Here is a 12,380-nt window from a genome sequence, read left to right as displayed (position 1 = left end):
AATTCAGTTCATTTTAATAGCCAGGTTTGTTTCACAAGAAGGACACTCTCTCTATGTCTCCGGTTCTCACTACTCTCTCGACACATTTATCGATCTCCGATCGAATTCAGGAGCGCTTGCATCAGGGGAAATTAACTCAACAACAAGTTGATGACTTTCAGGACTTTCTTCAACAAGTTGAGTGCGACTTTTTGCGGCATCCGATTATCACAGATAACGCTTATACACGCTGGTTTCAAGCAGGCAAAGCCACAGATGAGCAATTACGGTATTTTATTCGTCAGTTCTCTGTGTTCTCGAATCAATTTCTGATTGCAGCATTGTTGAAAGTCATTAACTCTCCAACGCTTCAACAATCACGAGCAAGCCGCGAGGTTTTACTAAATGAGCTAGGTGTGATTTATCGAAAGTTGCAAGGGACAGACAATGCTCAAACCGTTAAAACAGAGGAGGAAAAAGATCGAGAAGGTGATCCTGAAGTGGTCAGCACAGAAGGAACGGTTGATGGTGGAATCTGTCGCTTTCGGGCTGCTCATTTTGAATGGTTAGCAACGGTTGCAGAAGGAATTGGCTTGCACTATGAGGAGATTGGGCAACGTAAGCACGGTAGCCCTGCCACACTACATTTCTGTGATGAATTGCAACGGCTCTATGGCAGTGATGATCCGAATGTAGCGGAAGGTGCTAGCTTTGCAGTTGAGAATTGGGCAGCAGCAGGGTTCTGGCAAGAGCTAGAAGATGGATTGACGCGCATCAAACAAACTCGGCATCCCTCTCTGCATTTAGCTTTTTTCACTTGGCATAATCGTGTGGAAGCTCAACATGCAGAACATACGTTAGAGGAACTCGAAGCCGTGTACTTCAAGCCAGAGTTCGATCGCACTAAATTCATTCAGGGAGGGCAACAAATTCTAGATGCGATCGCTGTTTTTTGGAATGGGTTAGAGCACGATCGCACTTATTGAGAGGAAGCAACCATGCACCAAGAACTCTCTCCTGTCTGGGTTCCATCAATCGAACAAATTCAGGCAACGAATATTGCAGCACTGATGCAGGATTTGAAGATTCACACCTATGCAGCTCTGCATTCTTGGTCAATTCGCGATCGTGCAGCTTTCTGGGATGTGATGATTCAACGGCTTGGAATTCGTTTTCAGGAGCCGTGTACGCAGATTGTTGATTTATCACAGGGTGTAGAGTTTTCGCAATGGCTTGTAAATGCTCGATTAAATATTGTTGAAAGCTGTTTTCAAGCTAGTGAAGACAAAACCGCGATCGTGTTTCAATCAGAAGGCGGTTCGCTGCACACTTGGACTTACAAGCAATTACAGTCGCTTACGAATCGGGTTGCAAATAGCTTAGTCGAATTAGGATTTCAGCCTGGTGATGCAATTGCGATCGCGATGCCGATGACGGCTGAATCTGTCGCAATTTACTTAGGAATTATCAAAGCGGGTTGTGTTGTTGTGTCGATCGCGGATAGTTTTGCAGCAGTTGAAATTGCGACTCGATTACATATCGCGAACACTAAAGCAATTTTTACTCAGGACTTCATTTGTCGGGGTGGAAAGCAGTTACCGCTTTATAGCAAGGTTATTGAAGCGAATGCTCCAAAAGCGATCGTACTTTCTCAACGTCCAGCTTCAACGGTTGAATTGCGATCTTATGACTTAACTTGGAGTAATTTTCTCAGTCCGAATGAGATCTTTGATGCGGTTCCTATGTCTCCCACAGCCCATATTAATATCCTGTTTTCTTCTGGCACAACCGGAGAGCCTAAAGCCATTCCCTGGACACAAACAACCCCGATCAAATGTGCAGTCGATGGGCATTTGCACCAAGATATTCATCCGAGCGATGTCGTTGCTTGGTCAACCAATTTAGGCTGGATGATGGGACCTTGGCTGATCTTTGCAAGCTTGATGAACCGAGCTACGATCGCGCTTTATGATGGCGCACCGACGACGCGAGAATATGGTCAATTTATCCAAGCTGCTCAGGTTACTCTCTTGGGTGTTGTACCGAGTTTAGTCCGAGTTTGGAAAACGACGAATTGTATGCAGGGATTGAATTGGAGCGCGATTAAAGCTTTTAGTTCGACAGGCGAATGCTCGAATTCTCAAGATATGCAGTATTTAATGTCTCTTGCAAGCAATAAGCCAGTCATTGAATACTGTGGTGGAACGGAAATTGGCGGAGCTTACATCACGGGTACTCTTGTTCAGCCTTGTATTCCAGCAACTTTTACAACACCTGCGCTAGGCTTAGATTTTACAATTCTAGATGCTGATGGTCATTCCGCAGATGAAGGAGAGGCTTTTATCATTCCACCTTCGATCGGGCTTTCTACAGAATTATTGAATAAAGACCATCATCAGATCTATTTTGCTGATGGTCTTGATCAATCGTCTTTGCGTCGGCATGGGGATTATCTGAAGCGATTGCCGAATGGTTACTATCAGATGGGCGGTCGTGCGGACGACACCATGAATTTGGGTGGAATTAAAATCAGTTCAGCAGAGATTGAACAAGTGCTAAACACGGTTGTAGGCATTCGTGAAACCGCAGCGATTAGCACTCCATACTATTCTCAAGGCATTCCAACTTCTGAAGGTGGGCCGAGCCAGCTTGTTGTGTATGCCGTTGTTGAGCCGAACCTACAGAAAACACAAGCAGAACTCAAAGCAGTGTTACAAACCGCGATCGCTCAACGCCTCAATCCGTTATTCAAAATTTGCGACTTGGTGATTGTAGACGCTTTGCCTCGCACTTCATCGAATAAAGTCATGCGGCGAGTTCTGCGCGATCAATTCAACACAATTCATTCAAAGAGGTGTACCGCATGGAACTTGCAGAACGCATGAGTCGATTAGGAACAGAATCTGCTTTTGATGTTTTTGCCAAAGCACAACGGCTAGAAGCTCAAGGACGATCAATTATTCATCTAGAAATTGGGCAGCCTGACTTTCCCACGCCATTTCCGATTTGTGAAGCAGCATTCCGGGCGATGAAAGATGGCTATACGGGCTATACTCCGGCAGCGGGATTGCTCGCATTGCGAGAAGCGATCGCTGAACATATTTCGACCACCAGAAACGTCGAAATTCACCCAGACGAAGTTGTTGTTACGCCCGGAGCTAAGCCGATTATCTTCTTTACGCTCATGGCGTTAGTCAATGAAGGTGATGAAGTGATTTACCCGGATCCAGGCTTTCCAATTTATCAATCGGTGATCAATTTTGTCGGTGCTAGAGGAATTCCTTTACCACTCCGCGAAGATGTTGGGTTTCGCTTTCATTTAGATGATTTGATCAATGCAATTTCCGATCGAACTCGCTTACTCATTCTTAATTCTCCTCAAAATCCCACCGGAGGGTTATTACAAGCTGAAGATTTAGCAGCGATCGCAGAACTTGCCGATCGACATAATTTTTATGTTCTCTCTGATGAGATCTATTCTCGAATTCTTTATGAAGGTAAGCATATTAGCTTGATTCAATTTCCTGGGATGAAAGCTCGTACTATTCTACTCGATGGTTATTCTAAAACTTATGCAATGACAGGATGGCGGCTTGGCTATGGTGTGATTCCTAAACATCTTGTTGAGGGAATCGTTCGTCTTATGATTAATTGCAACTCTTGTACTTGCGCCTTTACTCAGATGGCTGGCATCGAAGCGCTGCGAGGCTCACAAGATTTTGTCAATCAAATGGTCGCTGAGTTCAAGCACCGACGAGATACGATTGTCGATGCTTTAAACACGATCGAAGGAATTCATTGCCTCAAGCCTGCGGGTGCATTCTATGTCTTTCCAAATGTAAAAGATTTACCGTTGTCGAGTAACGCGCTCGCGGATTACTTTCTCAATGAAGCAGGCGTTTCGCTACTAGCAGGCACAGCCTTTGGTAAATTTGGTGAGGGCTATCTTAGAATTTCTTATGCGAATTCATTAGAAAATCTTCAAATCGCGATCGACCGAATGCGCGCAGCAGTCATGAAATTGTAACTCTCTGCATTCAAGGCTTTTAGCGTCTCTAGTCATCCTAAATGTTCGTAAAAGGGGGAGTAAAGGATATGTCCCCTATTCCCCCAACTTGCAAGACCTTACAAATCAAGCTGTATCTGCTCACGCTACGACACTCGGCTGAGCGACATCGTGCAGCGTATGCAGCAAGCGCTGAATTTCTTCTATCGTGTTGTAGTGAGTGCAGCCAATTCGCACCAGTCCTCCACTGTTCTCAATGCCGAGCCGTTGAGTGAGATTCAGAGCATAGAAGTTTCCATTCCAGGCAAAAATACCGCGATCGCCTAATATTTTTGCAATTTCAGCAGGAGAATAGCCAGCAATACGAAGTCCGAATGTCGGCGTACGCCAGTTCAATTGCGATCGCTCCGTGATGCCGTAGAGCGTCACTCCAGGAATTTCGAGCAAATGAGGAATCAAATATTCAGACAGCGATCGCTCATGGTTCTGAATTGCTTGCATTGCAGCAGCAAGGGCACTCCGCCGATTGGTAACGATCGGTGAAACGTGTCTCCCTAACTCAGCTAAATACTCGATCGTGGCTACTACTCCTGCCAGTCCCTCAAAGTTTTGTGTTCCGGTTTCCCATCGAAACGGAACTTCTTCAGGAGCAGGGCGAGGCTTGTAAGGCTGTAGACGAGCTAAATGCTCTCGTTTGCCGTAGAGGATACCAACATGTGGCCCAAAAAACTTGTAGGCAGAGCAAACGAGGAAATCACAGTCTAGCGATCGAACATCAATCAACCCATGCGGTGCATAGTGAACTGCATCAACAAATACCCATGCTCCTACAGCATGAGCGAGTTGAACTGCTCTTTTAACATCATTGATCGTACCAACTGCGTTTGAGGCATAGCTGATCGCGACTAGCTTTGTGCGTTCTGTGATCTGATGTTCTAAATCCAGCATATCCAGAGTGCAGTCGCTCTCATGAATATCAACTGTGCGAACCATCACACCCCGTTCTTGAAGTGCTAGCCAAGGCGCGACATTGGCATCGTGATCAAGCGTTGTCACAACAATCTCATCCCCAGGCTGCAATTCTCGCCCGATTGATCGACTAATTGCAAACGTCAGCGTCGTCATGTTGGCTCCAAACACAACTTCATCACGATCGCAGCTCAGAAAATCCGAAACTGCTAGTCGTGCTTGTTCGACTAGAGCCTCAGTTCGTACGCTGGTCACAAAAGCTCCGTGCAAATTAGAATTCGACGTAGTGAAGTAGTTCGCGATCGCATCAATTACTCCCTGCGAAACTTGAGTCCCGCCGGGTCCATCCAAAAATGCGACTGGATACCCATTCATTTCTTGACGCAGAGCGGGGAATTGGGCGCGAATCCAGTCTAGATCAAAAATAGTCATAGGACGCTCCAAACTCAATTCTCATCAGGCGGGAATAGCCCTGGGCAGGTTAAAACAAACACATCTCTAGTCCCTTGTTCATTTGTAAGCACATTGACTGGGGATGTGTAGTGAAAGTATTGAGCATCCCTAAAGACGAGAAGTTCTCCTGGATTTAAGACTTTGGTAAATGCTGGAAGCTTGTCGTCTTTTGATTGATAAAGATGAGTTTCACCCCCCTCGATTTTGTTGCGATCGACTGAGAAAATTCCAACCACATCGACTCCATCTCGATGGATTCCCTCTGGTGCAGGATTACCAGATTGGTGAGGAGATGCAGTGGTGCGAATCTGATGAACTCCAATCTCTTGGGAAGTAGAACACAGTTGGCAAAACTGGAAAAACTCCCAAACCAATCGTTGAAACTCTTCTAGCTGAATTAACTCATCATCTAGCTCAGAATACTCTCGAACTACGTCGCCTAATAATGGATTGTATTGCCTGCTCTGGAATAACCGACGGTGAGGTAACTTGATTAATCGATCTCCTACAATCTTGAAGTGAGAGAGCCGCCTAAATCGATAGTTACCTTCTAAGTAGGGATCTTTTGGAAGATGAGCGAACGATGGTCGGAACTTATCAACTTCGATCGCGGTTAACATCTCTAAAACATAACTAGCCAGACAATCCGCCTCTGGCTTAATGAATTCTTGTAGTTTAGATAGATTTAGCATTTGATTTTCTCATTTCAGTCAAACGAGTAGCTCCATCAATTGACTGGTTGTCAGCAAATCGCTGAATTAGAAATACTATGAGAGCACCATACTCCAGTTACTTCTCATCTAAAAACATGAGGGTGTTTGATAGCGATCGCTGACAACAGCTAAGTTGACAGATTAAACAATGCAGCGTTATTGACAAAACATCATACAGAAACCATGTTGAGTTAGAGGTTTGATGATGTCTGTCTACGTACTATTGTAATGATGTTTTGATAGGATTGTCGATCCCTAGCGAATATCTCTCATTGGTCAGAGTAATTTGGGATAGTTCCTCTTCAACCCTCTATGATTTGGAACTCAGGTGACATTTTTCTGAGCAAGGATTGTTGAGAACTGCGGCACCTGTAACCCATTGCCCTGATACTCCTGGAGCGTGAAGGCATCGACCTGAATTGCATCGAATCGTGCAGATTCTGCTGCTCGAAGTAAGTCTGCTTCTGCTTTCGTGATCACTTCAGTCTTCAATGCTGCCTCAATCGATGTTTCTACCTTTCCTTGAGGTAACTGTCCGGCTCGGATTGCTTGCTTAACCTTGCTCATGACCGCTTCAGCCTGTTCACAGAGCTTGAGCGCTTGCTCTAAGCGTCCCAAGGCTTCATCGGGATGCTTCGGAAGGTAGATGCCAGACGTTAAGTGCTCTCGCTCTTCTCCTGTCGTCTGTAAGGCTTGTGCTACATAACTTCCCTGTGTATCAGTTGGGAGCACACCGAGTGGATTGATTCTCACAAGGCTTAGGAGAATGGATTTAGCAATGCTAGGAATCGGCAGATTGACGAGAATTCCTTCTAAAGCTTGTTGCATTTGAGCAAAGCTATAGTTCATCGCCCATTGGACAAAGATTAAATCCTCTGCCCTGTATCCTTCTGCCCCAAATCGTCTTAATGTTGCAATACTTAGATACATCCATGACAACCAATCTGCAAGTCTTCCTGTTAGTTTTTCCTGTCGTTTCAGCGCTCCGCCAAACCGAATCAATAGGAAATCGGTGAGGAATGCGAACATTGCAGAAGACCAAGCGAGCTTTTGATAGTAGCGCTTCGTGGACTTGTTCCCTGGGACAGATGCAAGATGGCCGCGTGATAGGCTCAGTAATAGTGTTCTAAACGTATTTCGGAATATTGATCCAATGTGCTTCCACAAAGCCTGATCGAATGCGATCGCATCTCCGGTTTCAATCGCCATTACTTCTGCATAGAGATAAGGATGGCAGCGCATCACACCTTGCCCAAAGATCATCAGCGTGCGGGTGAGAATGTTCGAGCCTTCAACTGTAATCGGAATCGGCATTGCAGTGTAGAAGTTTGCGAGTAGATTTCTCGGTCCGCGACAAATGCCTGAGCCGCCGAGAATGTCCATGCCATCATTCACAAGTTTTCGAGTCGTTTCTGTGAATTGATATTTTGCGATCGCAGAAACGACCGCAGGTTTTTCACCCGCATCGACTGCACCCACGGTATAGATGCGAGCCGCATCGAGCACATAAGTTAGTCCGCCAATTCTTGCAAGCGGTTCTTCGATGCCTTCAAATCGACCGATCGAACTGCCAAATTGCTGTCTGACTTTGGCATAAGCTCCTGTAACGCGAGCAACTAACTTCGCAACACCTGTACAACTTGCCGGAAAACTAATGCCTCGTCCAGCCGCTAACGCTTGCATCAGCATCTTCCAGCCTTGTCCTGCTTGCTCTACTCCTCCAATGATTTGATCGACGGAAACAACTACGTCTTGCCCTTCCACGGGAGAATTGTAGAAGGGAACTCCCATCGGATCATGCCGTTTTCCGAGAATCATGCCCTCTGTATTCGCGGGAATCAGAATACAGGTAATGCCAACATCTTCACCTTTGCCGAGTAAATTGTCTGGGTCGTATAGCTTAAAGGCAAGCCCGATTAAAGTCGCGATCGCGCCCAGAGTAATATAGCGTTTGCGGAAATTCAACCGCACCATGAGTTTGCCATCGTCGTCTCGAAATACGATTCCTTTAGCTGTGATACTTGCGGCATCTGATCCAGCAGTTGGCTCTGTTAAGGCAAAGCAAGGAATCTCCTCACCGCTTGCGAGTCGAGGTAGGTAGTATTCTTTTTGTTCTAAAGTTCCATAATTGAGCAAAAGCTTAGCGGAACCAAGAGAGTTTGTAACTCCAACAGTTGCAGTATGAATAAACGATCGTGAAGCTAGTTTTGCCATCACAGTGCTATAGGCAAAGTTCGAGAAGCCCAAGCCGCCATATTCGACGGGAATCATCATGCCAAAGAATCGTTCTTGCTTGAGATATTGCCATACTTCGATCGGCAAATCTTTATGACGCTGAATTTCCCAGTCTGTTGCCATCCGACAGACTTGTTCGACCTGCTCATCTAAAAAGGTCTGCAATTCGGGCGTAACTTCTGGATAGGCTGCCTGATTCATTCGCTCAAAATCTGGAACACCCGAGAAGAACTCCCCTTCGACCCACACTGTTCCAGCATTAATGGCTGCTCGCTCAGTGTCCGAAATTTTTGGCACCCGAATGACCTTCATGATGGGCTTTGTGAGCACTTGTCGCCGGATTTGAGGGATTGTTAGAACTAGCCCGATCGCAACGTAAATGCTCCAAAGCCAGATGGGTGACTGAAACGTGAAGAGTACGATCGCGCCGTAGATGAGCCAAATCCAGAGCGACACGCCGATAAATCCTAACGTCAGCAGTACAAGACTCAAAATCGTCAATTGTAAGAGAAGCAACATCGCTCATTCTCCTAAAAACTCATTGAATACAGAACTCGAAGCCTGCTTTTAACGCATCAAATTCTCAAACACTGCCGCCGCTCCCATTCCTCCACCCACACACATCGTCGCCAATCCATACCGAATTCCACGGCGTTTCATCTCGTGTAGCAGTGTTGCAGTCACCCTCGCCCCTGTACACCCCAAAGGATGTCCTAATGCGATCGCACCTCCATTCACATTCACAATCTCCTCATTCAGCCCAAGCTTCCGAATCACGGCTAGCGATTGCGCGGCGAATGCTTCATTCAACTCAATTAATCCAATCTCTTCTAAACGCAGTCCTACTTGCTGTAGAACTTTAGGAACTGCAACAACAGGCCCAATGCCCATAATTTCAGGAGGAACACCTGCTACTGCAAATCCCAGCATTCGTGCTAAGGGCTGTAGATTGAATGCTTTTAGCTTTGCCTCACTGACTAAAATCGTTGCTGCTGCACCATCTGACATTTGAGAAGAATTTCCTGCTGTAACTGATCCGCCGACTCGAAACACCGCAGGTAACTTCGAGAGCGCTTCTAAATTGGTATCTGCTCTGGGGCCTTCATCGGTTTTTACAATACTTTCCACGACCTGAGGTTTACCGTCAGCGTAGATAGTTTCGCGAATGGGAACAGGAACTAGCTCATCGTTAAATCGCCCTGATTGGGTAGCTTGAACGGCTCGCTGGTGCGATCGCAAAGCAAAGGCATCTTGATCAGCGCGGGAAATGTCATACTGTTGCGTTACTGTTTCCGCTGTTGCGCCCATCGTGCAATAGAGTTGTGGCATTTCCGCGACCAGTGTTGGATTGGGCAACATATCATGTCCACCCATCGGAATCAAACTCATCGACTCCGCACCCCCCGCAACTATCACATCTGCCTGTCCAGTAATGATGGCTTGATGAGCCATTGCGATCGCTTGCAATCCGGAAGCACAGAATCGATTCACAGTTGCACCTGCAACAGAGTCAGGCAATCCAGAACGTTCAGCAATCACCCGTCCTAAATTCATGCCTTGCTCTGCTTCGGGAAACGCACAGCCGAAAATCACATCTTCAATCTGATTGATATCGAGATTAGGAACTTTTTCCAGTGCAGCTTTCAACGCGATCGCACCTAAATCATCTGAGCGCATATTCCGCAGCTTTCCACGGGGAGCTTTACCGATCGCAGTTCTGACACTACTAACAATGTAAGCTTCTTGCATAGTCTTTTCCTCAATTCCGGAGCGGCTTTTTGGTTTTGAGCAAGTGCATCATTCGTGCTTGAGTTTTTTCCTGTCTTAACAACGGCACAAATGATTCTCGTTCGAGTTGCAGTAAATAATCCTCAGACACCAAGGCAGGAGCAGTGAGTTCTCCACCTGTTAATACAAATGCCAGCCGAGATGCTAAATAACGATCGTATTGACTCGCAAATCCGCCTTGCTCGTAGACATAAGCAATCTGTTCCAATGCGGCTCGTCCTGCTTTCCCCAATACAAAGATCGAATTGTTCTGAGGAGGGGGAACATAACCAATGCGATCGAGATGCAAGACTTCTGCTTTCGCAACTTCTAATCGGTGTTCCCCACTGATCAAAATTCGTGCATCATGAGGCAAAAATCCCAAAGCTTGCGCCTCGGCTGCACTGCTCGAAACCTTAGCAATTGCGATCGTTTCAAACGCAGTTCTCAAGAAAGGTAGAACATGGCTTGGCGTTTCGGTTGCGGCTCGTTCTGCGGCTCGACTTGCCATTCGCATCAGACCGCCTGCACCCGGAATCAGCCCTACTCCAACTTCCACGAGTCCAATGTAGGTTTCAGCCGCAGCGACGACTTTCGGACAAGCCATGACTAACTCACATCCGCCACCCAAGACGCGCCCCTGAATCGCTGCAACAATTGGTTTCGGGAAATAGTGAATTCGCTGGAGGAGTCCTTGAAAATCAGAGATGAGTTTTGCGATCGCGTTCCAATCCCCAGACTGTGCAATCATTCCCATTTCTGCAAGGTTCGCACCGCCTGAGAAATGATCGCTCTTGTTTCCAATGACTAATCCTTTGTAATCGCTCGTCTCTAGAATCGAGAGTGCGGCTGCAAATCCTTCTAGTACTTTATTGCTTAAAGTATTGCCTTTCGAGCGAAATTCGTACAGCAATACACCATCGCCCATCTCTAGCAACGCAGCTTCAGCATTTTTCCAAACTGCTTTCTCTTCCTCAGCCGTGACACTTGGATAGAAAGATTGTTTCACCCAAGCAGGGACAGACATTTCTGCTGCTTGCATATCGGCTAACACCGTTTCAACCCCAAGGACATCCCAAAGTTCAAACGGCCCCATATCCCAACCAAATCCCCAACGCATTGCTAGATCAATATCCTGCGGATCATCTGCAATTTCGGGAACTCGGTGGGCGCTATAGTTCAGCATTTCGAGTGTCGTTTGCCGGAAGAAATCGCCTGCTCGTCCAGGACTTGCATAAAGAGCGCGGATACGATCGCGTAAAGGTAAACCTGCGATCGTATCAAGTTCACCCAAGTTCAAAGGCTTCGCTGCTTCATAGGCAAACGTTTTCGGATTAATCGATAAAATCTGTCCCTGTTGCTTTTTATAAAATCCCTGTTTAGTTTTTGCACCCAACATCCCGGTTGCTACCATTTTTCGCAACACATCCGGAACTTGAAAGATTTCGCGATGCTCATCGTTGGGTACAGCTTGATAAAGATGGTCAGCGACTGCTATCAAGGTATCTAACCCGACTAGATCGGCTGTCCGAAACGTTGCAGATTTTGGTCTTCCAATCAATGTTCCGGTCAAGGTATCAATTTCCTCGATCGAATAACCTTTCTCAGCCCAAGCTTTGACTCCCAGCAAAGTCACAAATATGCCAATTCGATTAGCAATGAAATTCGGCGTATCTTTAGCAATGACGATGCCCTTGCCTAAGTACAATTCGCCAAACCATTTCATGAGATCGAGAACGGATGCATCTGTGTCTTGAGTTGGAATAAGTTCTAGCAATTTGAGATAGCGAGGCGGATTAAAAAAGTGGGTTCCTAAAAATCGCTTGCGAAATGATTCCGATCGCCCTTTAGCAATCCACCGAATCGGGATGCCGCTTGTGTTGGTGGAAACAATCGTCTCAGGCTGAATGATCGATTCTAAACGCTCCATCAACTGTTGCTTAATCTGTAAATCTTCAACAACGGCTTCGATAATCCAATCCACTTGGCGAAGTCGATCGAGATGTTCATCGAAGTTACCAAGCGTGATCCGCCTTGCAACCTTCTCTGTAAATAGAATTGGCGGCGATAGTTTCAAGGCTTTCTTCCAAGCACTTTCGACTAAATCATTCTTAGATCCGGTCGGAGATGCAATGTCTAAAAGGTGAACCGTGAGCCCCACATTTGCTAGATGTGCTGCAATTTGGCTTCCCATCACGCCTGCGCCTAATACTGCTACGGTTTGAAATGGTTTCAACATAACTTGTAAAGTCCTCTCT

Annotated in this window: 8 protein-coding genes; 3 read left to right on the top strand and 5 right to left on the bottom strand. The window is 46.2% G+C overall.

Going from position 1 to position 12,380, the window contains the following annotated elements; translation table 11 throughout:
* Positions 1–53 precede the first annotated feature (53 nt).
* The 3 genes from ACMUEV_RS03465 to ACMUEV_RS03455 are packed head-to-tail and all read left to right on the top strand — an operon-like array spanning position 54 to position 4,006.
* Positions 54–965: a DUF3865 domain-containing protein gene (locus ACMUEV_RS03465; protein ID WP_190651792.1), complete on the top strand. Its 912-nt coding sequence runs from the start codon at positions 54–56 to the stop codon at positions 963–965.
* Between the two features lie 12 nt (positions 966–977).
* Positions 978–2,864, top strand: coding sequence for an AMP-binding protein (locus tag ACMUEV_RS03460; protein ID WP_190651794.1), 1,887 nt, complete (start codon positions 978–980; stop codon positions 2,862–2,864).
* Entirely contained in the window at positions 2,843–4,006 is a 1,164-nt protein-coding gene (locus tag ACMUEV_RS03455) for a pyridoxal phosphate-dependent aminotransferase (protein WP_190651796.1), read from the top strand. Before ACMUEV_RS03460 ends, ACMUEV_RS03455 begins: the two co-directional genes overlap by 22 nt.
* Positions 4,007–4,126: 120 nt before the next feature.
* Here the strand turns inward: ACMUEV_RS03455 and ACMUEV_RS03450 are convergent, their stop codons facing one another.
* From ACMUEV_RS03450 to ACMUEV_RS03430, 5 genes are all read right to left on the bottom strand, one after another.
* Complete coding sequence (locus ACMUEV_RS03450; RefSeq protein ID WP_190651798.1) at positions 4,127–5,386, bottom strand: cysteine desulfurase-like protein; 1,260 nt, start codon at positions 5,384–5,386, stop codon at positions 4,127–4,129.
* A 14-nt stretch (positions 5,387–5,400) separates the two neighbouring features.
* On the bottom strand, positions 5,401–6,099 hold the full coding sequence (locus ACMUEV_RS03445; protein WP_190651800.1) for a 2OG-Fe dioxygenase family protein: 699 nt from the start codon (positions 6,097–6,099) through the stop codon (positions 5,401–5,403).
* 345 nt (positions 6,100–6,444) lie between these two features.
* On the bottom strand, positions 6,445–8,874 hold the full coding sequence (locus ACMUEV_RS03440; RefSeq protein WP_190651801.1) for an acyl-CoA dehydrogenase: 2,430 nt from the start codon (positions 8,872–8,874) through the stop codon (positions 6,445–6,447).
* 48 nt (positions 8,875–8,922) lie between these two features.
* Complete coding sequence (locus ACMUEV_RS03435; RefSeq protein ID WP_190651803.1) at positions 8,923–10,104, bottom strand: acetyl-CoA C-acyltransferase; 1,182 nt, start codon at positions 10,102–10,104, stop codon at positions 8,923–8,925.
* A 10-nt stretch (positions 10,105–10,114) separates the two neighbouring features.
* Positions 10,115–12,361 (bottom strand): 3-hydroxyacyl-CoA dehydrogenase/enoyl-CoA hydratase family protein, encoded by a 2,247-nt coding sequence (locus ACMUEV_RS03430; RefSeq protein WP_190651805.1) that lies wholly within the window; start codon positions 12,359–12,361, stop codon positions 10,115–10,117.
* Between the last annotated feature and the right edge of the window lie 19 nt (positions 12,362–12,380).

Source organism: Leptolyngbya sp. FACHB-1624, from assembly GCF_047649235.1.
GTDB lineage: Bacteria > Cyanobacteriota > Cyanobacteriia > Leptolyngbyales > Leptolyngbyaceae > Leptolyngbya > Leptolyngbya boryana.
Note: the sequence above shows the minus strand (reverse complement) of the source record. Positions and strands in the feature narration are given on the sequence as shown.